The following is a 23097-nucleotide window of genomic DNA, read 5'->3' as shown; positions in this document are numbered from 1 at the left end:
CGGCAATCTGCGCGTTGACTCTCTGCTGTGCCAGCGATCCATTCGGTGCAGCCAATTCATATCGGAGCAAAAGCTATGAATCGTATCCTTGCCACCGCAATTGCCGGTCTGCTGGCCCTTCCTGTCTATGCAGAAGGTGATGCCGAAGCGGGTAAGAAGACCTTCAACAAATGCAAATCCTGTCACATGATTGCTGACCCTGCGGGTGAAGTTATCGTTAAGGGCGGTAAGACGGGTCCGAACCTGTACGGAATCGCAGGCCGCACCGCCGGCACTGAAGAAGGCTTCAGATACGGCGACAGCATCGTGGCCGCGGGCGAAAATGGGCTGGTCTGGGATGAAGAGACTTTCGTGGCCTACGCCCAAGACCCCAAAGCATTCTTGAAAGACTATTTGGGGGAAACCTCGGCCAAGTCGAAAATGACCTTCAAGCTGAAGAAAGGCGCCGAAGACGTTTACGCCTATATCGTAAGCGTTTCGGGAGAGTAACTCCGCCAACAGGTTTACAGACGAACTTCGAAATGCCGCAGCCCCTGCGGCCTTTCGTGCGATTGATTGACATTGTAATCAGCGCCACTTTGGGGAAAATCGGTAAGGCCATGTGCACCGGAGATCGCCAACAGGAGACGACAGATGGGAATCTTGATCCCGGCTTGGGTTGAGGGCGAACTGACACCCGTCGACAAGCTGGAGGCGCATGAAAAGGGGCTGCGACACAAGGCTGTGTCCGTGTTTGCCGTGCGCGGGACCGAGATATTGCTGCAACGCCGGGCGATGGGCAAATACCACACGCCGGGTCTATGGGCGAATACCTGTTGTACGCATCCGGATTGGGACGAAAGCGCTTCGCATTGTGCCGTCCGGCGCCTGCGCGAAGAATTGGGCATCACCGGGCTCTATCCCGAATACCGGCATCGATTGGAGTATCATGCCGATGTCGGCAACGGAATGGTCGAGAACGAGGTGGTCGATGTCTTTCTGGCCCATGTGCGTGGGGCTCTGAAAATCGAGCCTAACCCGGAAGAAGTGATGGATATCCGCTGGGTCGATTACCACGATCTGCTGGCCGAGGTGAAGCGGCACCCCGACCGATTTACCCCGTGGCTCAAGATTTATCTGCACAATCACGCTGACACGATATTTGGACCTGACCTGATAATCTCGGCCAATTCATAACCCTGCCTTGCAAGGCGGACGCAAGCGGCATACATCAACGCGTCATGGCCAAGCAGAAGCAGAACACTGACCCGAATTACAAAGTGATCGCCGAAAACCGGCGTGCGCGCTACGACTATGCGATCGAAGACGATCTCGAATGCGGTATTGTCCTGGAAGGGTCCGAGGTCAAATCCCTGCGTGCCGGTGGGTCGAACATTGCTGAAAGCTATGCGTCCGTCGATGATGGAGAGCTATGGTTGATCAACAGCTATATCGCGCCCTATGAGCAGGCCAAGGTCTTCAAACATGAAGAACGCCGCCGCCGTAAACTGCTGGTGTCACGCAAGGAACTATCGAACCTGTGGAACGCGACCCAACGCAAAGGCATGACGCTGGTGCCGCTGGTGCTTTATTTTAATCACAAGGGTCGGGCGAAGCTGAAGATCGGCATCGCCAAAGGTAAGAAGCTGCACGACAAGCGCGAAACGCAGGCCAAGCGCGACTGGTCACGGCAGAAACAGCGCTTGATGAAGGACCACAGTTAGAACGCCATGGCCGCCTGAACCGCGCGTTGCCAGCGTGCATAGGCCGCGTCTCGGTCAGCTACGGGTTTTGCAGGCTCAAACCGCCGGTCCAGATCCCAGGTTTCGGCGAATCCGGCCTGATCCGGGTAGACACCCGCTTTCATGCCCGCCAGCCATGCGGCACCAAGCGCGGTGGTTTCCTGCATCACCGGGCGGTCGACCGGGGCGCCCAGAATGTCGGAAAGCCCTTGCATGGCCCAGTCCGAGGCGCTCATTCCGCCGTCGACGCGCAGGATCACGTCAGTCTCTGCGCCCCAATCGCCCTGCATGGCGTGCCACAGGTCGCGGGTCTGGAACGCGATGCTTTCCAGCGTGGCGCGCGTGATTTCGGCGCGGCCTGAATTGCGAGTCAGGCCAAAGATTGCGCCCCGGCAATCAGGTTTCCAATAAGGTGCGCCCAGCCCAGTAAAGGCAGGGACGAGAACAACGTGCTGGTTCGGATCAGCTTTGGCGGCCAGTTCACCGCTTTGTGGTGCGGTTTCGATGATTTGCAACGCATCGCGCAGCCATTGCACCGCTGCACCGGCAATGAAAATCGAGCCTTCAAGCGCATAGGTTTTCTGCCCGTCCAACTGATAGGCAATTGTCGTTAGCAGCCGGTTTTTCGATTCAACTGGCTGCGTACCGGTGTTGAGTAGTGCGAAACAGCCCGTGCCATAGGTGGATTTCATCATGCCCGGCTGGAAACAGGCCTGTCCGATGGTGGCAGCTTGCTGATCCCCCGCCACGCCGAGAATTGGAGTGTTACCGCCAAACAGTGAGGTCGATCCGAAGTCTGCGGCGCAATCGCGCACGTCGGGCAACAAAGCTTGGGGGATGTCCAGCAAGTCGCAGATCTCGGTACTCCATTCCCCTTTGTGAATATCGAATAGCAATGTGCGGGCCGCATTGGTGGCGTCGGTGGCGTGCACGCGCCCTTCTGTCAGTCGCCAGATCAGGAAGGTATCGATTGTGCCGAACAGCAGCTCTCCGGCGGCGGCACGGTCGCGTGCGCCGGGGACGGTATCAAGCAACCATTTGACCTTGGTGCCTGAAAAATAAGGATCTAGCAGCAGACCGGTCTGGGCAGTTACGTCATCCTCGCATCCCGCTTTGCGAAGACGCTCGCAAATCTCAGCGGTGCGACGGTCCTGCCAGACGATTGCGTTGTGAATGGGGGCCCCGGTGGCGCGATCCCAGATGACAGTGGTTTCGCGTTGGTTGGTAATCCCGATGCCAGCGATCTGTGCCGCGGATACACCTGTCGTTTGCATCACTTCACGGCAAACCGTCAGAACGCTGTCCCATATCTCCTCGGCATCATGCTCAACCCAGCCTTCCTGTGGGAAATGCTGGGTAAACTCGTGCTGCGCAGTGCCGACGCGCTGCATTTGCGCGTCGAACAGGATTGCACGAGACGATGTGGTGCCCTGATCGATTGCCAGTATATAGGTCATTCCTGCGCCCCTCCCGCTTTGGTTTTGCAGGACTTTAGCGCAAACACAACCAAACGTGCCAGAGGGGAAATCAGACCGGAGACACCGGTAGATTGTCGATCAGCCGCACGCCGTCGACCAAGGCTGCCGCAAACAGTCGTGCGGGTCGTTTGGCATGGGTCATAGGCTCCAGCGTTTCAGCGCAGCGTAGTTGCAGATACTCCACTTCGTTGAAGCCGGCGGCCAAAAGATCGGCCTGTGCCTGAGAAGCCAAAGCTTCGAATTCTTCGCCGTTTTCCAGCGCCTGAACAACTGCACGCATGATACGATGTTTTTCGGCTGCGATGGCCAGACCATCCTCGGATAGCCTTTGATTGCGCGAAGACATTGCGAGGCCCGAAGGTTCACGCACCGTGGGGCAACCAATCACCTCGATCGGGATATCGAGGTCGCGGGCCATCCGGCGGACGATCATAAGCTGCTGATAGTCTTTTTCCCCGAAATAGGCTCGATCCGCTTGCGTTTGCAGGAACAGCTTGGCGACAACTGTTGCCACACCATCGAAATGACCCGGGCGAAATTCTCCCTCCATCGCGTCGGTCAGACCCGAGACCGAGACTGTGGTGGCGAAGCCATCAGGGTAAATCTCATCCGGGTCGGGCACGTATATCGCATCGACGTTGTAAGGCGCGAGCTTTTTCGCGTCTTCTTGTTCGGTGCGCGGATAGTTGGCGAGGTCTTCGGGGTTGTTGAACTGCTTGGGGTTTACAAAGATCGTCACGATCACCCGGTCGCAAGCCGTCTTCGCGGCTTCGGCCAGCGACAGATGCCCCTGGTGCAGCGCACCCATGGTGGGGACAACTCCGATCACCTCACCATTCAGATGCCAATCACGGGTCAGAGCGCGCAAGTCTGCCAGTCGACGCAGAATAGGCGCGGTCATGACTTGGGTCCTTTGACGGGTACGGCATCGGCAAAGACATGTTCGTCTGCCGGGAAGCTTCGCGCACGAACCTCGGCTGCGTATTCAGCAATGGCAGCTTCGGCCAACGGGCCAAGATCAGCATAGCGTTTGACGAATTTCGGTTTGAAGGCGGTGAAAAAGCCAAGCATATCGTCCACCACCAGAATTTGCCCGTCGCACCCGGCCGAGGCACCAATGCCAATTGTGGGGATCGCAATCTCAGCGGTAATTCGGTTTGCCAAACCCTGCGGAACTTTCTCTAACACGACCGAAAACGCGCCTGCTTCGGCGACGGCCCGGGCGTCGGCCAATACGGCATCGGCCTGTTCGTCGCGCCCTTGTACCTTATAGCCACCCAAAGTGTTTATCGACTGCGGTGTCAGGCCAATATGTGCCATCACCGGGATCCCGCGTTTGACCAGAAACCGGATGGTTTCAGCCATCTCGACGCCACCTTCCAGCTTAACCGCCCCAGCTCCTGTTTCCGACATCAGCCGGGCTGCGTTGCGGAATGCCTGAGCCGGGTCATGCTCGTAGCTGGCGAAAGGCATGTCGATCACCATCATTGCCTTGTCCAGACCACGGGCAACGGCTTGGCCGTGCATGATCATCATCTCCATCGTCACACCAAGAGTCGACGTCAACCCGTGCAACACCATGCCGACGCTGTCACCGACCAGAACGAAGTCACAATGCGCATCCATCAACTGCGCCATCGGTGTTGTGTAGGCGGTCAACGAGACCAGTGGATCAGTACCTTTCCGGGCGCGGATATCCTCGGCGTTCGGGGCTTTCTTGCGGGCGGTGGCGCTCATGCTCGCTCCTCGCAGGGTTTATGTTGCAGCGCGGCATAGCAGATGCGGCAGGCGCAAAGAAACCCCGGTTGCGCCAACAATTCCTTGATTGACCTCGGGTTTGCGAGGACATTGGTCGCAGATCGGCCCGAAAAAAGCAGGGCTAGCCAATTTCAGTGGGGAGAGATTTTCATGACAAAGCAGCGCTTTCGCTCGTTCGCGTCGGCCCTGGTCCTTGGCGCGGGCCTGTTTGCCACGCAGGCCATGGCCAAATCTGACATCACCATCGCCATGCAGCTTGAGCCACCGCATCTGGACCCGACCAGCGCTGCGGCGCAGGCTATCGATTCGGTTGTCTACACCAATATCTTCGAAGGCCTGACCCGGTTCATGGGGGATGGCTCGGTGGTGCCGGGGCTGGCCGAAAGCTGGGAAATCTCGGATGACGGTACCGTTTACACATTCAAGCTGCGCGACGGTGTGACATTTCACGATGGCACAACGATGGATGCCGAGGACGTCAAGTTTACCCTTGATCGCGCCACGGCAGAAGACAGCGCCAACGCGCAGAAGGCTTTGTTTGCGGGTATTAAAAGTGTCGAGGTGGTGGACCCCCTGACCGTTCAGGTGACGTTGAATGAGCCGAACGGGAACTTCCTTTTCAATCTCGCCTGGGGTGACGCGGTGATCGTTGCGCCCGAAAGCATCGAGAATATCAAGACCAATCCGGTTGGCACGGGGGCCTTCACCTTCTCTGACTGGCTGCAGGGTGACAGCATCATCCTGAATCGCAACCCCAACTATTGGGGCGAACAGCCCGCGTTAGAGACCGCAACGTTTAAGTTTATCTCGGATCCGACCGCCGCCTTTGCCGCCATGATGGCCGAGGATGTGGACGTGTTCGACAACTTCCCCGCACCCGAGAATCTGCCGCAATTCGAGGCTGATCCGCGCTTTCAGGTTCTTGTCGGCTCGACCGAGGGGGAAACCATTCTGTCGACCAACAACAAACAAGCCCCGTTTGATGACATATTGGTCCGACAGGCATTGGCCCACGCGATTGACAGGCAGGCCATCATTGATGGGGCTATGTTCGGCTATGGCACACCCATCGGTACGCATTTTGCTCCGCATAACCCGGCTTACGTCGATCTGACCGGCAATTCGGCCTATGACCCGGAAAAAGCCAAGGCGCTGCTGGCCGAGGCCGGGTATCCCGATGGGTTCGAGACCACGCTGCACTTGCCGCCGCCTTCCTACGCCCGACGCGGGGGTGAAATCATCGCTGCGCAGCTGGCCGATATTGGCATCACCGCCGAGATCATCAATGTGGAATGGGCGCAATGGCTGGAAAGCGTGTTCAAGGGCAAGGAGTTTGGCCTGACCATTGTCAGCCATACCGAGCCGATGGATATCGGTATTTATGCCCGGCCCGACTATTACTTCCAATATGACAGCACCGACTTTCAGGCATTGATGGACACGCTGAATTCGACCACAGACCCTGATGAGCGCACACGTTTGCTGGGTGAGGCACAGCGCTTGATTTCGACCGATTACGTCAACGGGTACCTGTTTCAACTTGCCAAACTTGGCGTGGCCAAGGCCGGTGTTGAGGGGCTATGGGAAAACGCACCCACGGCAGCGATCGATCTGACCGGGATCAGTTGGTCCGAATAGAAGAACAGAGTTGGACCGGGGCGATGGCCAGCGCCCCGGCGCGAACTGTTGCACCATGAAACCCACAAGGAATCTGGTTTGGCGGGTTTCTTTTGTCTATCTTCTCGTGCCTTAGGCGCTGGACCCACACGGGATGTGACCCTAACGTTTCCAAATGCTCCGCTACGCCCTCAAACGTCTGCTGTCGCTGATCCTGAGCCTGGCCGTCGCCTCGGTTGTCATCTTTGCAGTGATCGAGGTCGCGCCCGGTGATCCGGCGTCGTTCATGCTGGGCGTGAACGCGCAGGCCGATACATTGACTGCGCTGAGAGCTGAACTGGGCCTCGATGTCTCGAAGATCGAGCGGTACTTCAACTGGGTCGGCGGAATGCTGGTTGGGGATTTTGGTACGTCCTACACCTATCGCACACCCGTGTCGCAGATGATCGCAGATCGATTGTGGGTGTCATTGCCGCTGGCTTTATACGCACTGACCCTGACCACGCTGATTGCTTTCCCCGCCGGTATCTACGCAGCCTCACGGCGCGGCAAACCGGGTGATCTGACCGTGATGGGTGCGACTCAGCTTGGTATCGCGGTGCCGAATTTCTGGTTCGCGATGATGCTGGTGTTGGTCTTTGCCATCAATTTGCGCTGGTTCAATGCCGGCGGTTTCGCGGGTTGGGAGAACGGCATTTGGACCGGTTTACATTCGCTGACCCTTCCAGCCATTGCATTGGCCCTGCCGCAAGCGGCGATCCTTGCGCGGGTTATGCGCTCGGCTCTGTTGGATATTCTGGCCGAGGATTTTATGCGCACTGCACGCGCCAAGGGCCTTTCGCGTCGGCAGGCGCTTTGGCGACACGGAGTGCGGAATGCTCTGATCCCAGTACTGACGATCATTGGACTCCAATTTTCCTTCCTGCTGGCGGGTTCGATCATCATCGAACAGGTGTTTTATCTACCCGGCCTCGGGCGGCTGGTTTTTCAGGCCATATCGGCGCGCGATCTGATCGTCGTGGAATCGGTCGTTATGCTGCTGGTCTTTGCCGTCATCATGGTGAACTTTTTTGTCGATCTGGCCTATGCCGCAGTCGATCCAAGGCTGAGGAGCAGGACATGAGCCGCAACCTGATCCTTGGCGCGACGCTGTCCTCACTGGTGGTGCTGGCAGCGCTGGTGTCCTTTGTCTGGACCCCATACGACCACGCCGCGCTGAGCATTCCGGCCAAGCTGCAGCCACCCAGCGCGCAGCACTGGTTCGGTACCGATCATTTCGGACGCGACATGTTCTCGATGATCATGGTTGGTGCGCGCACCTCGATTGCGGTGGCGCTGGTCGCGGTCGGGATTGGTATGGCGCTGGGCGTTCCCTTGGGTCTGGCAGCCGCTGCGCGCAGTGGATCGTGGCTAGATGAATTCATCATGCGCGGCAATGATCTGGTCTTTGCATTCCCCTCTCTCGTCATCGCCATTCTGATCACTGCCGTCTTTGGTGCCGGGGCCATTAACGCGATCATCGCCATCGGTATCTTCAACATCCCCGTTTTTGCCCGCATCACCCGAGGCGCGGCTTTGTCTCTTTGGGAGCGCGAGTTTATCCTTGCCGCCCGCGTGTCAGGCAAAGGCGCGGCACGGATATCGGCTGAACATATCCTGCCCAATGTCGCCAATCTGCTGATTGTTCAGGGAACAATCCAGTTCTCACTTGGCATTCTGGCCGAGGCTGGGCTGTCCTATGTCGGTCTTGGTGCGCAGCCCCCTACGCCAAGCTGGGGCAGAATGCTGGCCGATGCGCAGACGATGGTTAGTTTTGCCCCGCATTTGGCTCTGATTCCGGGTCTTGCCATCATCGTGACGGTTCTTGGCCTGAACCTTCTGGGTGATGGCTTGCGCGATTGGTTGGACCCTCGGATAAGGGTGGCCCGCGCATGAGTCTTTTGCAGATCAAGGACCTCTCGTTGGCTATCCACGGCACGCCGATTTTAAAGAAGATTAACCTGTCGATTGCCCCTGGGCAGATCGTGGCTGTGACCGGAGAAAGCGGTTCGGGCAAATCAATGACAGCCTTTGCCGTGATGCAGTTGCTGCCAAACGATGCCGAAGTAGATGGGGTGCTAGAGTTAGAGGGCCAGAACCTGCTGAACCGGTCTGAGGCCGAGATTTGTGCGCTGCGGGGCGCTGCGATCGGAATGGTTTTCCAAGAGCCGATGACTGCCCTGAACCCGGTGAAGACCATCGGCGATCAAGTTATGGAGACTATCCTGATCCACAAGGCCATGCCCCCGGCCAAAGCGCGCGCTCGGGCCGAAGAGGTTCTAGCCCGGGTTGGATTGCCAACCGACAGGTTTCCGTTGAAGCGTTATCCTCACGAACTGTCAGGCGGTCAGCGCCAGCGAGTGGTGATCGCCATGGCGATTGCACTGCGCCCCCGACTGTTGATCGCGGATGAGCCGACAACGGCGCTTGATGTGACCACGCAGGCGCAAATCCTTGATCTGCTTAAAGGGCTCGTGTCGGAGTACGGCATGGGTCTGCTGATGATCACGCATGATTTGGCGGTGGTTGCAGACATGGCGGATCAGATTGTGGTCATGCGGCATGGGGAGGTTGTTGAAACGGGCGCAACAGATCATCTCCTGCGCCATATGCAGCACCCTTACACCCGTATGCTGTTCGAAGCTTCGGGGCATCAAGTCAACCTGCCGACCTCTCCTGCACCGCGAGCGTTGCTTGAGGTCGAGAACGTGGTGCGGGACTACCGTCTGCCCCGAACGCGCCTGTTTGCCACGCCCGGTCATCATCGGGCCGTCGATCATGTCAGCTTTACCCTGAATCGGGGGGAGCGTTTAGGGCTGGTTGGAGAGTCCGGTTGTGGAAAATCGACCCTAACACGAGCTATTTTGGGCTTGGAGGAGGTGCAGCAAGGCCGCATTTCCCTTGATGGTCAGCCTGTTTTCACCGGCCACAAACCCAATCTGGCAGTGCGACGCAAGATGCAGGTGGTGTTTCAGGACCCTTATGGCAGCTTCAATCCTCGCCACCGGGTCGCGCGCCTGATCACCGAGCCATTTCATTTGCTGGACACCCCGCCAACCGGTTCTGAACGGCAGGATCGCGTCGCTGAGATGCTTACCGCCGTTGGCCTAAGCCCCGATGATGCGGGCCGCTACATTCACGAATTCTCGGGTGGGCAGCGGCAACGTATCGCTATTGCGCGCGCTCTGATTATTCGACCCGAGTTGATCCTGTTTGATGAGGCTGTCTCGGCGCTGGATGTCTCGGTCCGCGCCCAAATTCTCGACCTGCTGGCCGAGCTTTGTGCGGCTTACGATCTGACTTACCTGTTCATCAGCCATGACCTGAGCGTGGTTCGAACCATCACCGATCGTGTGCTGGTGATGCAGGCCGGCAAGATTGTGGAACAGGGTGAAACCGAGCAAGTCTTCACAGAGCCTCAGCATCCTTACACACGAACTCTGATCAATGCGGCACCGAAATTGCCGGAGACAGGACGAGGCGCTGCATGAAAAACCCCTGTATAGAGCCTGATATTGGAGCTTCCGATGACTAACCCCCACTGGTTCGATCCCAACCTTTGCCTGATCGGCGGAGAATGGAAAATGCCCGCGTCCGGTCAAACCTTGCCGCTGGTGAATCCCTCGGACGGTTCCGAAATTTGCCAGATCGCTCGAGGTGGCCAAACCGATATCGACGCTGCAGTGCGGGCCGCCCGATCCGCGTGCGATGGCGATTGGGGTCGCATGACGGCCCTGGAGCGAGGGCGTATCCTCACCCGACTGGGGCAACTGGTTCTGGACCGAGTGGATGATCTGGCACAGCTAGAGGCGATGGATGTCGGCAAACCGTTGACCCAAGCGCGGGCAGATGCGGTAGCATTGGCGCGGTATTGCGAATTTTATGGTGGTGCTGCGGATAAAGTGATGGGCGAGACCATTCCCTATCTGGATGGCTATACCGTCTACACGTTGCGCGAGCCGCACGGTGTGACCGGCCACATCGTGCCGTGGAATTATCCGATGCAGATCATTGGCCGTTCTGTCGGGGCGGCGCTGGCAATGGGTAACGCCTGTGTTCTGAAACCGGCGGAAGAGGCCTGCCTGACCGCACTGGCCTTCGCGCATCTGGCGATACAGGCGGGCCTTCCGCTTGGTGCCCTGAATGTGGTGCCCGGCCTGGGGGCTGAGGCGGGCGCGGCCCTGTCGGCACACCCGGGTGTGGATCACATTTCATTCACCGGTTCGGTCGCGACAGGCGCGTTGGTTCAGCAGGCGGCGGGTCGAAACGTTGTTCCGGTGACACTGGAACTGGGCGGCAAGTCGCCGCAACTGGTTTTCGATGACGCCGATCTGGATGCCGCGCTGCCGTATCTGGTGAATGCGGGTATACAGAATGCGGGCCAGACCTGCTCGGCCTCGTCGCGCATTCTGGCGCAGCGCGGTGTTTATGATGCGGTGAAATCCCGTATGGCCTTGGCATACCAAGAGCTTACCGTCGGTCCGGCGATCCGGGATTTGCGCGTTGGTCCGCTGATCTCAACACGGCAAAAAGAAATCGTGACCGGTTTCCTTCACCAAGGCTCGGACTTGGCGATTGCCGCCGAGGGCCAGATTGCGGCTGGCGCACCCGAATCCGGCGCATATGTCAGGCCCACATTGTTCTCGGATGTGCCGCCCGATCATGCCTTGGCGCGGGATGAGATCTTTGGCCCCGTACAGGTTCTGATCCCGTTTGACACCGAGGAAAAGGCTCTAACCATAGCAAATAGCACCGAATATGGCCTTGTTGCCAGCGTCTGGACCCGAGATGGTGGGCGGCAGATGCGGCTGGCCAAGGGTTTGCGTTCGGGGCAGGTGTTCATTAACAACTACGGCGCGGGCGGAGGTGTCGAGCTGCCTTTTGGCGGCGTTGGAAAATCCGGCCACGGCCGCGAAAAAGGGTTCGAGGCACTTTATGGTTTCTCACAACTGAAAACGGTTGCGGCCTACCACGGCTAAACGATCACTTCGATCGGCTCCTGCGCTCCAACGCCAAAGACGCGCTTGTACCGCTCAATCTGCTCGGCGGGTCCCATCGCCTTTTCTGGGTTGTCAGATAGTTTGACCGTCGGGTAGCCATTGGCCGAGACCGCCTTGCAGACTAGCGAAAAGGGAGCCAATGCGTCATTCGGTACAAGTTCGCGGAAGTCATTGGTCAGCAACGTACCCCAGCCGAACGAGACATTGGTTTGATCCGCGAACTGAGCGTGCAATTCGCGTATCTTGTCCGCATCTAACCCGTCCGAGAAAATAACCCGCTTCTGCGTCGGGTCTTCGCCGCGTGATTTCCACCAGTCTATTGCGATTTTTGCGCCGGTAGCGGGGTCGCCGCTGTCAACGCGAATGCCGGTCCAGCCTGCCAGCCAGTCAGGCGCGCGGTCCAGAAACCCTTTGGTGCCATACGTGTCGGGCAGAATGATGCGCAGATTTCCATCATGTTCCTCGTGCCAGTCGCTAAGGACGTCATAGGGCGCCTGCGCAAGCGCGGCGTCGTCTTCGGCGAGCGCAGAATACACCATAGGTAGTTCATGTGCGTTGGTGCCAATAGCCTCAACTTCGCGTCGCATTGCGATCAGACAGTTGGACGTTCCGGTAAAGGACGAGCCCAAACCTTCAATCATGGCCTGCACACACCAGTCCTGCCAAAGGAAGGAATGCCGCCGCCGCGTGCCGAAATCCGCGATCCCAAGCCCCTCAATAGTGCGAAGCTGGGCTATCTTTTCCCATACGCGTGTCATTGCACGGGCATAGAGCACCTGTAGTTCGAACCGGCGCATATCGTTCAGAACCGCGCGTGAGCGTAATTCCATCAGTACGGCCAGCGCCGGGATCTCCCATAGCATGACCTCGTGCCACTTACCCTCAAAGGTCAGTTCATACTGATCACCCTTACGCTCCAGGTGGTAAGGGGGCAGGCGCAGGTTCTCGAACCATTCCATGAAATCCGGGCGGAACATCTGACGCTTGCCGTAGAATGTATTGCCCCGCAACCACGTGCTTTCCCCACGACTCAGACTTAGCGAGCGGATGTGATCCAACTGCTCGCGCAGCTCGCCTTCATCGATCAAACGGGCCAATGGCACGTGATTCGACCGGTTGATCAGCGAAAACACCACATCGGTTTGGGGCTTATTTCGAAACACTGACTGGCACATCAGCAGTTTGTAGAAATCTGTGTCGATCAATGACCGGATAATCGGGTCAATCTTCCATTTATGATTGTAGACCCGCGTCGCGATATCGACCATGGGGACCTCCTGCAATTTCCGTTGTTAGATCAATCGGAGCACGAAATGGCAAGAGTCGCGGAATTGGGAACAATGCCCACGACAGAACACATTACGGGCTTATTGTGGGTTTCCTTCACGCTTTAGTGAGGGGTGGGGATGGAACTGAAGGTTGAAGTTAGTGAATGAGTCTCGAGTACGATTTTGACATTGTTGCAATAGCTCCGGATGAGGTTGATCCTGAGCATGGGCAAACATCGATAACTGGGCGGCCCCCGGTGCGGGCGCGGTTCAGGGATATCAAGACGGCAGACGCTTTGCGCGCTGCATCGCCCAAGATTCGCAGAATATTTCTGGAATCAGGATTTAGCCTGGACGAGTCGGATGGGCATCTTGCCCGAGGTTATTTTCGGCCAGAAGAGGCTGAAGATCGCCTCCTGATCCTAAAGCGGCTTTTTGCGAATATCCGGAATATGGGTGTCCAGGGAGAGTATAGTGGTGAGTTCGATTTCCATCACTTCTTGGGCCATATCAGGACCGCAAAGCCCGGGACCGTGAACCGGAAAATGCCCGAGCGACCATTGCAAGCGCCACGCCCAAGAACAGTGCGTCCAAAGCGTCGCACGGTTTCTGGGCGTATCGGTTTCGCGTTAGGTCTTGCCGTGATCCTGTTTGTGTTTCTGAAACTGCTGGCCGAGCATGGTGCCGCGCTTTGATCCTCAGGCCAGTGTCACACCTGCTGCGCGCATGGCCTGCTCTGCGACAGCCAAAGATCCGTCCATATCAATGGCGCGGCACAAGTTGCTTAAGACGGTGACATCAAACCCCAGCTGTGCCGCATCTACCGCCGAATAATGCACGCAGAAATCTGTCGCCAAACCGACCATGGTCAGCTGCGTGATCCCGCGCGTCTCAAGATAGCCTTTTAGACCAGTGGGCGTGGAATGGTCGTTTTCGAAAAACGCGCTATAGCTATCGATTGCGCTGCGAAATCCCTTGCGGATGATCAGATCGCCATCTGTTCGCAAATCCGCATGGAAGTTCGCGCCTGCGCTGCTCTGAACACAGTGATCGGGCCACAAGACCTGAGGGCCATAAGGCATGTCGATCATCTCGAACGGCGCTTTGCCAGTATGAGAACTGGCGAATGAAGAATGCCCCGCCGGGTGCCAATCCTGTGTCAGGATCACCGTATCGAACGTATCCATGATCGCATTGATCGGTGCGACGATCTCGTCCCCTCCGGCAACAGCAAGCGCGCCGCCTGGGCAGAAGTCATTCTGAACATCGATAACGAGCAGGGCGTGGGACATGCTGGCCTCCTAAAGTCGTGTTATCGGTATGGTGCGCAGCGGGTATCGTCAATCCGGTCTCTTGTGTGTTTTTGCCAAGGGCATTAGATCGCCCACATGTACACAATCGCTGCCCTATATCATTTCACGCGTTTTCCCGACCCAGATGCGCTGCGCCCGGCTTTGCACGAGCTTTGCCGCGCGCAGTCGGTAAAAGGCACCCTGCTGTTGGCGCAAGAAGGGATCAATGGCACCATCGCCGGACCCCGCGCAGGTATCGATGCGGTTCTGGCGCATATCTGTGCGTTGCCAGGATGCAGTGATCTTGAGTGGAAAGAGGCGACCTCGGACCATCCGCCGTTCGGCAAGATGAAGGTGCGGTTGAAGAAAGAGATCGTGACTATGGGGCAACCCGATGTCGATCCCCGCGCAAATGTCGGGAATTACGTCGAGCCTGAGGACTGGAACGCGCTGATCCGTTCAGATGATGTGGTGGTGATCGATACCCGCAACGATTACGAGGTGGCGATTGGCACGTTTGAGGGTGCAATAGACCCAAACACGGCCAGTTTCCGCGATTTCCCGGCGTGGTGGGAACAGAACAAGGACCGTTTTCACAACAAACGCGTTGCCATGTTCTGCACCGGTGGCATCCGGTGCGAAAAATCCACCAATTATCTGCTGGGGCAAGGGGTCGAGGATGTCTATCACCTGAAGGGTGGCATCCTGAGGTATCTGGAAGAAACGCCACCCGAAGACAGCACTTGGCAGGGTGAGTGTTTTGTCTTCGACAACCGCGTCTCAGTTGGTCATGGTCTGGTCGAGGGGCCGCACAAGCTATGCCATGGTTGCCGTCGCCCGATCCTGCCCGAAGATGTGAAACGCCCTGAATACGAGCATGGCGTATCCTGCCATCGGTGTATCAATGAGACTTCAGAACAGGACAAGGCGCGGTTTCGCGAGCGGCAAAAGCAGATACAGCTGGCCCGCGCGCGGGGCGAGGAACATCTGGGTTCTGACTGAAATCAGCTTGCAGGCCACGTTTGAAATCGGATGATTGTGCGCAAACCCAACCGACGGAGCGCTCATGACCCACGAACCCAGAACCCTGGAAGAATGGAAATCAACTTTTCTGGCGGCGCTTGGACTGGTCTTGGCAAGCTTTCTTGCGTGGTACGGTCTGTCGCGCCTGAACGAAGCCACTGCAGGCGACACCATTGGCACGCTTTCCTCGGTAGGCCTTCTTATCTGGATCGCTTCGCAGTCCTGGTACTACATGACCCAGGTGAAATCCCCCCGGAGGTTGTTGTTCCTGATGGGGGTGTCCTTCATCCAGGTCGTGCCATTCCTGTTCGCAGCCGTCTACGGCGCGTTTGGATATAACGACCATTGTGTGATCGGCGCCGAAGGGCCAGCCGATATACTGTATTTCTCATACGTCACCTTCACAACGGTCGGATATGGGGACATGTCCCCAACCGGCTTTTGCCGTGGGCTGGCTGTGGCTGAGGCTGTGACGGGTTACATCCTGTTGGGCATGTTTGTGGCCGCCGCCGTCGCGCTATACGCGCGCAACCACGGCAAATAGAGCGATCTATTTATTATGATCGATCCAGCGCGACATCATTTGTTTGTCGCGGAAACACTCGGACGGGATCGGGCGGCGCTTGCTGCGCGAGATACGTTCGGCAAAAGCAACCTGCTTACCTGTTGGGTAGTTTGCAAAGGGCGACGGATCATGCGGCTTATGGGCTGAAATCCAGTCCGACAGGGATTTGCGGTCACGCTGCGCCTCGACCGGAATCTCAAGCGCTGATTGTTGCGCGATGGCGCGGGCAAAGCGCATCTGCCGATCTGTAACTGGCAGCAGGTGATAGTCGTTTGTCGGGCCGCTCAGGGCGGAATTTCGCATGTTCTGGGCCATCGGGTAATCCTCTGACTATGTAGAACATAAATAGAACATTAACCTTTCGTTTCAAGGGAAGACCCTTTGGATTAGGCGAGAACCTGCCAATCCGCGGCTTGATTGACTGATCAGTCAATAATCGATAATTCGATCCTCAACGCACGCGATCTTTTTGCCTAAAGAGATTTCTGAACACAGAGGGAACCGGCATGAAATTTCAACCTAAGGCCAGCCATTTCATCGATGGCGAGTATGTCGAGGACACCAATGGCGCGCCCATCGACGTTATCTACCCCGCCACCGGAGAGGTCATCGCACGGCTACATTCCGCCACGCCTGAGATTGTTGAAAAGGCTCTAAACAGCGCAAAATCGGCCCAAGCGGCTTGGGCTGCCCTATCGGGCACCGAGCGAGGCCGTGTGCTGCGACGCGCGGCCGACATCATGCGGGATCGCAATCGTGACTTATCGATCATCGAAACCCATGATACCGGCAAACCTTTGCAGGAAACGCTGGTGGCCGACGCTACCAGCGGCGCGGATGCGCTGGAGTATTTTGGCGGTCTGGCGGCCTCGCTGACCGGAGAACATATCCCTCTGGCAGACGGGGATTTTGTCTATACCGTCCGCGAGGCGCTCGGCGTTTGTGTGGGCATTGGGGCATGGAACTACCCGACGCAGATCGCTTGCTGGAAGGGTGCCCCGGCGTTGGCGTGCGGAAACACAATGATCTTCAAGCCTTCCGAGACTACTCCGCTGTCGGCATTGCAAGTAGCCGAGATTTTGATCGAGGCAGGTGCACCCAAAGGCGTCTATAACGTTGTTCAGGGCTACGGTGATGTAGGCGCCAGCCTGGTGACCGACCCCCGAGTGGCCAAGGTCTCGCTAACAGGGTCGGTTCCAACGGGCCGCAAGGTGTACGCTGCTGCCGCCGATAGCATGAAACATGTCACCATGGAATTGGGTGGCAAGTCCCCGATGATCGTGTTCGACGACGCCGACATCGAAAATGCCGTGTCAGGCGCCATTCTGGGAAATTTCTATTCCTCGGGGCAGGTCTGTTCCAACGGTACCCGCGTGTTTGTACAAAAGGGCATCAAAGACGCGTTCCTTAAGCGCCTGTCTGAGCGCCTTTCTACGGTGAAAATCGGCGATCCGATGGATGAAGAAGTCAACTTCGGTCCGATGGTCAGCGAAAACCAGATGAATATCGCGCTGGGCTATATCGAAAAAGGTAAAGCCGAGGGCGCGCGGCTAGTTTATGGCGGTGAACGGGTCGAAGGCGATGGCTTCTACATGCAACCTACGGTCTTTGCCGATGTCACCGACGATATGACGATCGCGCGCGAAGAGATTTTCGGCCCCGTGATGTCGGTGCTGGACTTCGACACCGAAGAAGAGGTTCTGGCCCGTGCCAATGAAACCGAGTTTGGCCTGGCCGCCGGCGTTTTCACCAACAACCTGACTCGCGCCCATCGTATCGTGGCCGGATTTGAGGCGGGGACCTGTTACATCAATACCTACAACCTCGCCCCGGTTGAGGCTCCGTTCGGCGGGTCCAAAATGTCGGGCGTGGGGCGCGAGAACTCAAAACTGGCGATCAACCACTTCAGCGAGATGAAGACAGTCTACGTCTCGATGAATGATGTGGAGGCCCCATACTGAGTAAATCCGGTTGAATAGTCTCTGTTCTTGATGGTTCACGTCGGGGACAGAGCACATGCCGGTTCGTACATATGGCTAAATTCCTCAAGACGCCTCCTCCGCAAACCGGAGATCAGCCTGTGAAAACCCACGCCCAAGCTTTTGTGATCGGTGCAGTTTGATCCTTTATCATCTGGCCAAGTTTGGTTGGATTGACGTGGCGATGCTGGAAAGGGCGAGCTATCTTCGGGCCAACCCCAGACCATGTCCCCGGCACAATACGCAATGCCAATTGTAGCGATTGTTTTGGCGGTGCATGTTCGCATCTGGGCTGAACACATTTCTGGGGCGGGTCTGCCGGATCCCGATGTGGCAACCGTAGTGCCCTGGAATACGGTTTCAGAAAGTCCGAGTCACTCGGCCCGGTTTACCAAGGGCAGATGTGGTGATCGTAATCTCAGATAGAGTTGTCCAAGAACCAGCACACTTGAACGCGTGCGGTGGTCCTGAATGATCATTGAGCCAGCTGTAGATCTTCGACACGTTCACTGAGTTTACCGCCACTGTCCCATGGGCATCATGGATTGGCGCATAGGAAGTCCAAATGAATTCAATACCTTTGTTAGAGGCTGATTTTGGCGTCTATCAGCCTACAGGCCAAAGCAGTTACACTTGTCTCTGCAAGAACAGACTTCCAAGGTTCAGTTCGGGTCGATTGCGCGCACTGTCTCAAGCATTTCAGTGATCTGCGCGCGTGCGATGGTGCTGTCCTGTAATAGCATTGCGGCGTCCGACAACGGCTTGTCCGGCTGCCGCGCAACAGGCTTGATCAGGGATGTTCGGATGCGGGACAAATCGGTGAAGGTGTTTGACCTCGCATCATCCGCACCGCCGGAGCCCGCCAACCAGTTGTATCGATCGGCCATCTCGTGCTTCCCGCCTGCCTGTAATGCGCGCGCGGCGGCATCGAAATCCTGTGTTTGCATCATGGCCTGGGCGCGTAACTCTTGTGCGGTGTCCGAGGAATCGTCCGCGATTTCCAGCAGCGCCTGACGGGGACGGTTGTCCATCAGAGCCGCCTTTGCCCGAAGCCGAGCACGATCACGGCTGCGTTCCCGATCTTGCGGTCGGTTTGCCAGCGCGTAAGCCTGCGCTGAAAACCCAAGGTCAGCCAATCGCTCTGCCATGGATACGGCAGTTTCGACCGCCAGCGCGTTGCGTCGCCTGTCCTTCAATTCCATCACATGGCGCAGGAAAGTAATGTCGTCCGCCCGCTCCGCCAGCAATTGGAATACCTGATCTCGTGTCCTCTGCCATTCGTCGGAATCTGAGACATCCTCAAAACTGGCAAGAGCTCCGGTAAATTCCTGCGACAAAGCCATCGCCAAAGCGTGTGCACGCGCCAACATCGGGCCAAGTTCGGACTTCCGAAGCTCGCGCGCATAACTTGCAGCTAAATCGAGGTCGCGGGGCGAGACCGTACCCCGGTCCGACCACCGCTTTTCGATCAACCGCGCAAGTGCCAACGGCGCATCGGTCGCGGCATCGGGCGCCGATATGACCTCGGTCAACAGCGTTTCTGCTGTATCGGTATCCCCTGCAGCATCCGCGATTTTGGCTTGGGCGAAGGTTACATCAGCGGGTTCGTCCTCTAAGACCCGTTCGACCGCACGCAAGATCCGGCGCGATACTTCCAGTCGGCCTGCCGAGACAAACATCTCGGCGATATCCGGGCCGAGATGTTGCCTGAGATGCCACGGCAGCCGACCAAAACTGCGTTCGATCGCCTTCACATGCGCATCGGATTGAAGTTTACCCTTACTCAAAAGCGCCCAGAGTGCGGCGGCACCATCACATCTTTGCTGTCCTTCCAAAGGGTTCGGCGTCGGCGCAGGCAACCCGTCCATCACTGATGCGATGGCCGCTACTCTGCGCTGCTCAACCGAGGTCTCCGACAACAAAGACAGGGCTTGGTGCGCTTCTACACCGAACCCAAAATACGTGTAGAGCTTCGCCAAATCCATTGCATACGCCTGGTCGACACGATCGAATTCCTGAAATAACCCGACCCGCAATTCGGCCACATCCTCGGAAAATGATCGAGCGCCCGACCATGTCTCAAAACCCAGTTCGCTGTCCGTGATACATTCCGGTTTGCTATCAATCTGAGGAACTGCCAGATTGCTCAGCCCCGAAACCTCATCGAGCACCGAAGACAGTCGCAGATTTGGCACCAGCTTTTCCGAAGATCGCAGCGGCCCAAAACTGGACGATTCCCTGCGTCCGACACCTGCCAGTTCAAGATCAACAACCTCTCGATCAGCGCTTTGCAATATACGTGATGCCAACTGCTCCTCAAAATTTCGTTGATTTAATTGCAGCAAAGGCAAGGCCAGTTCGGTGGCTGGAATATCAGTAGGTAAGGGTTTTTGGGCCGGGATACTCGCAGTCCTGGGAAGCGCCTCTGGCTCTACCGGGTCACTTGCAGGTGTACCCTGGCCGGGTGCGATATCTATGACAACCATAGTTTGGCGATGCAGAAATGCCGTTGCCACGCAGTCGCACCCAAATGTCATCTCCAACGCTGCACCTGGCCCGGCCTGTTGAAGCGATTGCAGACGGTTCCCCGACAGGCGGTCGAAGACAGCTGCAGTGTTGAATGTCGCATTATCGATGCCAATGCTCAGCCGCGCGCCGTTCTCGACCGGATCCAACATCCAACCGGTGCCAGAGGGGACCTGTACCACCAGACGCGTGTATCCCTCATGCTCGCCCGATCGCACGGTCAAAGCCTGTGCTGACGCGCTTGTGCCCCATGTGAGCAAGACCAAAGACAATGCGCGGATCATGCTGCAGCCTGCTTGAGTTCCTTAAGCGCGTCTTCAAGTTCCGAGAAACCGGGCCGGTTGTGGGTCGGTGTGTTCTGGCGGCCGACCTCTATACACATGGCCGCGTTGTGGTTGTGAAGATTAGCTACCAGAACCTCTTTGATGAGTTGGTAAAAGTGGTTGTCTTCTTCGACAACAGATTTCAGCTTGCCCGCAAAAGGGCCCACCAATCCATAAGCCAGAAAAACCCCCAGAAACGTCCCAACCAACGCGCCGCCGATCAGCTTACCTAGGACTTCCGGTGGTTGGTCGATTGATCCCATCGTCTTGATCACACCCAGAACGGCGGCCACGATCCCCAGAGCGGGCAACCCGTCAGCAACGGTTTGCAGCGCGTGGCTTGAATGCATGGCATGGTGGAAGTTCGCCTCCATCCGCTTCTCCAGCACCTCCTCAACCTGGTGCGGGTCGTCATAGTTCATCGCCGCCGAGCGCATGGTGTCACAGATCAGGTCCACCGCTTCTTTGTCGGCTTGAATCTTGGGATATGCGGAAAAGAGCGATGAGCTTCCTGGCTCTTCAATGTGCTGCTCTACCTCGACCGGGTTCGCGCGTGCGATCCGGATCAGAGAGAATAACAAGCATAACAGATCGCGATAATCCTCGGGCTTCCATTTGGGTCCTTTAAAAACTTTCGCGATATCCTTGGCGGTGTGTTTTACGCCGCCGATATCATTGCTGATCAGAAATGCGCCGACTGCGGCCCCTCCGATCATCATCATCTCGAAGGGCAGTGATTTCATAATGATGGCCATCTTTCCGCCTGCGGCAAGGTAGCCGCCGAATACCATGACAAAGATGACGGCAATTCCGATGAGCCCGATCATGAAAGGTCTCCAGCGTTGAGGGTGCAGATAGATATGGCCATGAGGGTCATTCCTGTGGGGCACGTGCATTGCGCCCGGCCATGATCACGCTGATGGTGTAAGCAGCCTCGGGGCTGAGACCGGCCATAACTTCAGCGGCAGCTTCCGGTGGCATGCGAGACAGGAAGCCAGCGGCGAATACCGCGTCCATCGTTTCGAACAACGCGGCGGCATCTTTGGGCTTCATGCTCTGATACACGTCAGTCAGTTGTGTCAGATCGTTTTCGGCGGCCTTTTCGGCAATCGCCACCGTTTCACGCAGAGCGTTCTCGGCGTCCTCCAGCATGGTGAGCCGGGTTTCGATGGCCTGATCGGCAATGTCGAGCGCCCTTTCCCGGTCCAAAATCGTGCTTTCACGCTGGTTTAGAGTCTTTTCACGGCGCAATAGTTCCGTAAGCAGCAATTGTAGATCTGCCGCATTCGCCTCTTTGCGTTCACCACCGACCGGCGAGGCCATGTTTGGTGCTGCGCCGCGGGCAAGTGCAGGCCCGGCCTCAAGCCCGATGCGAATAATCGCAGAGCCGACCATCAGCAAAGAAATGACGGTCAGAACACCGCCGCGCGCTCGGCGATCAGGCGCTTTTGCCCGGTTGCGACTCATTTCGCTGCTCCGCCAGATGGAGCGGCGTGCCGAAAGAACATCAGGCCTTCTGGTTTCTTTGCGGGCGGCTCTGGTGGTGCTTCCGATGGCTCAGTCGAGACCTCAGTTGGTTCACCAGACGGATCGGATGCAGTTTCTTGTGCTTCGCCGGGCTGCTCAAACCTGTCCTCAGCAGGTGCGTCATCTGGCTGATCCATGGGAACGTCCGGCTCAGAGGGCTCTTCCTGAACGACATCGTGCATCGAGGCCATCATAAGCTCCAATCGTTGTGCGACGGTTTCCGCCCGTTCGGTCAGCGTCTGCAACGCGGTGCCGGAATCATCCGAAGCCTGACGCGCGCTATCCAGCGATTTTCGCAACTCTTCTGCTTGCGAGGACAGCACAGAAACGGCGCCACCCACACCCTTCTCAAGATCGGTAAACCGCTTCAGGCGTCGCGACAGAACGAAACAATACAGACCAGCCCCAAGAGCGCCCGCAACCAGCAGAATATCGGCAATCAACTCCACCATCGCCTCCTAATTCAGTACAAATTCCATGACCAGAACGTCACGCACGCGGCCTTCGCCCACGACGATCCCAATGCGTCGTAGCAGGTGTCCGCGGATCCTCATCAAAGCCAGAGAATCTTCCAGATCGGTTAACTCAAGGGCGCGCAAATAGCTGTTCAGAACGTCCATGATTCGCGGCTGCATCTTTTCAACCTCGGCGGCGTAGCCCGCATTCACTTCAAGCTGCGCGTGAAATTTCAAATGTCGCGAATCATCTGACTTGACCGAGATGATCACCGGCGGAAGATCGACAAATTTCACATCGGGAAGTGCCTTTACGGAAGCGTCTTCGCCTTTCTTTTTGGCCTCTTTCACCATCTCGGACCCACCTATGGGAAGCAGGCCGGATGCAGTTATGAAATAGCCACCAACACCGCCCGCGATAGCCAGAGTCAGTCCAAGCAGAAGGCCCTTTTTCCCTGATTTTTTAGCGGCTTCCACCTCATCTGCAGTTGCGTCGGTCATGCCGTCCTCATGAATCTGTTCGGCA

General features: G+C 57.2%; 23 protein-coding genes. 12 read left to right on the top strand and 11 right to left on the bottom strand.

The features are described from left to right. The first annotated feature begins 75 nt into the window (after window positions 1-75). The 3 genes from ACR0EN_RS09615 (at window position 76) to smpB (ending at window position 1703) form a co-directional block, all read left to right on the top strand. The gene (locus ACR0EN_RS09615) at window positions 76-489 is read left to right on the top strand and encodes a c-type cytochrome (RefSeq protein ID WP_170394920.1); all 414 of its coding nucleotides are present in this window, start codon (window positions 76-78) and stop codon (window positions 487-489) included. A gap of 144 nt (window positions 490-633) precedes the next feature. Continuing rightward, window positions 634-1176, top strand: a complete 543-nt coding sequence (idi, locus tag ACR0EN_RS09610) for an isopentenyl-diphosphate Delta-isomerase (protein ID WP_170394917.1) — start codon at window positions 634-636, stop codon at window positions 1174-1176. Window positions 1177-1220: 44 nt separating this feature from the next. Next, window positions 1221-1703, top strand: coding sequence for an SsrA-binding protein SmpB (gene smpB / locus ACR0EN_RS09605; protein ID WP_170613398.1), 483 nt, complete (start codon window positions 1221-1223; stop codon window positions 1701-1703). Here the strand turns inward: smpB and glpK are convergent. From glpK to panB, 3 genes are all read right to left on the bottom strand, one after another. After that, on the bottom strand, window positions 1700-3178 hold the full coding sequence (gene glpK / locus ACR0EN_RS09600) for a glycerol kinase GlpK (protein WP_170819173.1): 1479 nt from the start codon (window positions 3176-3178) through the stop codon (window positions 1700-1702). The genes smpB and glpK overlap by 4 nt on opposite strands. Window positions 3179-3248: 70 nt before the next feature. Next, window positions 3249-4100: a pantoate--beta-alanine ligase gene (panC, locus tag ACR0EN_RS09595; RefSeq protein WP_170514138.1), complete on the bottom strand. Its 852-nt coding sequence runs from the start codon at window positions 4098-4100 to the stop codon at window positions 3249-3251. Then, window positions 4097-4936: a 3-methyl-2-oxobutanoate hydroxymethyltransferase gene (gene panB / locus ACR0EN_RS09590; protein ID WP_170648872.1), complete on the bottom strand. Its 840-nt coding sequence runs from the start codon at window positions 4934-4936 to the stop codon at window positions 4097-4099. Before panB ends, panC begins: the two co-directional genes overlap by 4 nt. 171 nt (window positions 4937-5107) lie before the next feature. On the opposite strand from panB, the gene ACR0EN_RS09585 reads away from it, so the two are divergent. The 5 genes from ACR0EN_RS09585 to ACR0EN_RS09565 all read left to right on the top strand — a co-directional run bounded on the left by ACR0EN_RS09585 (window position 5108) and on the right by ACR0EN_RS09565 (window position 11592). After that, window positions 5108-6595 carry an ABC transporter substrate-binding protein gene (locus tag ACR0EN_RS09585; protein WP_480586412.1) on the top strand — a complete coding sequence of 496 codons (1488 nt, stop codon included), beginning with the start codon at window positions 5108-5110 and terminating at the stop codon, window positions 6593-6595. Window positions 6596-6749: 154 nt separating this feature from the next. Further along, window positions 6750-7697, top strand: a complete 948-nt coding sequence (locus tag ACR0EN_RS09580) for an ABC transporter permease (protein ID WP_480586409.1) — start codon at window positions 6750-6752, stop codon at window positions 7695-7697. After that, window positions 7694-8509 (top strand): ABC transporter permease, encoded by an 816-nt coding sequence (locus ACR0EN_RS09575; RefSeq protein ID WP_170408556.1) that lies wholly within the window; start codon window positions 7694-7696, stop codon window positions 8507-8509. The genes ACR0EN_RS09580 and ACR0EN_RS09575 overlap by 4 nt, the downstream gene beginning before the upstream one ends. Beyond that, window positions 8506-10104, top strand: coding sequence for a dipeptide ABC transporter ATP-binding protein (locus ACR0EN_RS09570; protein WP_170819176.1), 1599 nt, complete (start codon window positions 8506-8508; stop codon window positions 10102-10104). Before ACR0EN_RS09575 ends, ACR0EN_RS09570 begins: the two co-directional genes overlap by 4 nt. Window positions 10105-10140: 36 nt before the next feature. Beyond that, window positions 10141-11592 (top strand): aldehyde dehydrogenase family protein, encoded by a 1452-nt coding sequence (locus ACR0EN_RS09565; protein WP_480586406.1) that lies wholly within the window; start codon window positions 10141-10143, stop codon window positions 11590-11592. Here the strand turns inward: ACR0EN_RS09565 and pncB are convergent. After that, a complete protein-coding gene (pncB, locus tag ACR0EN_RS09560) occupies window positions 11589-12881 on the bottom strand; it encodes a nicotinate phosphoribosyltransferase (RefSeq protein ID WP_480586403.1) in 1293 nt (430 codons plus the stop codon). The two genes, ACR0EN_RS09565 and pncB, sit on opposite strands and share 4 nt — an antisense overlap. Window positions 12882-13045: 164 nt before the next feature. Between pncB and ACR0EN_RS09555 the strand changes: the two genes are divergently transcribed. After that, the gene (locus tag ACR0EN_RS09555; protein ID WP_170737168.1) at window positions 13046-13576 is read left to right on the top strand and encodes a hypothetical protein; all 531 of its coding nucleotides are present in this window, start codon (window positions 13046-13048) and stop codon (window positions 13574-13576) included. A gap of 3 nt (window positions 13577-13579) precedes the next feature. Here the strand turns inward: ACR0EN_RS09555 and pncA are convergent, their stop codons facing one another. Next, on the bottom strand, window positions 13580-14173 hold the full coding sequence (gene pncA / locus ACR0EN_RS09550; protein WP_170515163.1) for a bifunctional nicotinamidase/pyrazinamidase: 594 nt from the start codon (window positions 14171-14173) through the stop codon (window positions 13580-13582). 96 nt (window positions 14174-14269) lie between these two features. Between pncA and trhO the strand changes: the two genes are divergently transcribed. After that, the gene (trhO, locus tag ACR0EN_RS09545) at window positions 14270-15175 is read left to right on the top strand and encodes an oxygen-dependent tRNA uridine(34) hydroxylase TrhO (protein ID WP_170636578.1); all 906 of its coding nucleotides are present in this window, start codon (window positions 14270-14272) and stop codon (window positions 15173-15175) included. Window positions 15176-15239: 64 nt separating this feature from the next. Next, a complete protein-coding gene (locus ACR0EN_RS09540) occupies window positions 15240-15740 on the top strand; it encodes a potassium channel family protein (protein WP_170636577.1) in 501 nt (166 codons plus the stop codon). Between the two features lie 6 nt (window positions 15741-15746). On the opposite strand, the gene ACR0EN_RS09535 is transcribed toward ACR0EN_RS09540, so the two are convergent. Beyond that, window positions 15747-16076 (bottom strand): hypothetical protein, encoded by a 330-nt coding sequence (locus ACR0EN_RS09535; RefSeq protein WP_170394874.1) that lies wholly within the window; start codon window positions 16074-16076, stop codon window positions 15747-15749. A 191-nt stretch (window positions 16077-16267) separates the two neighbouring features. Between ACR0EN_RS09535 and betB the strand changes: the two genes are divergently transcribed. After that, on the top strand, window positions 16268-17722 hold the full coding sequence (betB, locus tag ACR0EN_RS09530) for a betaine-aldehyde dehydrogenase (protein ID WP_480586401.1): 1455 nt from the start codon (window positions 16268-16270) through the stop codon (window positions 17720-17722). A 680-nt stretch (window positions 17723-18402) separates the two neighbouring features. Here the strand turns inward: betB and ACR0EN_RS09525 are convergent. From ACR0EN_RS09525 to ACR0EN_RS09505, 5 genes are read right to left on the bottom strand one after another with little or no spacing between them, the layout of a single operon-like run. Further along, window positions 18403-20550 carry a hypothetical protein gene (locus ACR0EN_RS09525; RefSeq protein WP_170819182.1) on the bottom strand — a complete coding sequence of 716 codons (2148 nt, stop codon included), beginning with the start codon at window positions 20548-20550 and terminating at the stop codon, window positions 18403-18405. Then, window positions 20547-21416 carry a flagellar motor stator protein MotA gene (gene motA / locus ACR0EN_RS09520; RefSeq protein ID WP_170408548.1) on the bottom strand — a complete coding sequence of 290 codons (870 nt, stop codon included), beginning with the start codon at window positions 21414-21416 and terminating at the stop codon, window positions 20547-20549. The genes ACR0EN_RS09525 and motA overlap by 4 nt, the downstream gene beginning before the upstream one ends. A gap of 46 nt (window positions 21417-21462) precedes the next feature. Continuing rightward, window positions 21463-22056 (bottom strand): MotE family protein, encoded by a 594-nt coding sequence (locus ACR0EN_RS09515; RefSeq protein WP_480586398.1) that lies wholly within the window; start codon window positions 22054-22056, stop codon window positions 21463-21465. Next, complete coding sequence (locus tag ACR0EN_RS09510) at window positions 22053-22565, bottom strand: DUF6468 domain-containing protein (RefSeq protein WP_170819183.1); 513 nt, start codon at window positions 22563-22565, stop codon at window positions 22053-22055. The genes ACR0EN_RS09515 and ACR0EN_RS09510 overlap by 4 nt, the downstream gene beginning before the upstream one ends. A 9-nt stretch (window positions 22566-22574) precedes the next feature. Continuing rightward, window positions 22575-23072, bottom strand: coding sequence for a flagellar basal body-associated FliL family protein (locus tag ACR0EN_RS09505; RefSeq protein ID WP_170648852.1), 498 nt, complete (start codon window positions 23070-23072; stop codon window positions 22575-22577). Window positions 23073-23097 lie beyond the last annotated feature (25 nt).

The organism is Ruegeria sp. AB7 (assembly GCF_056542625.1).
This window is presented reverse-complemented; position numbering and strand designations above follow the sequence as displayed.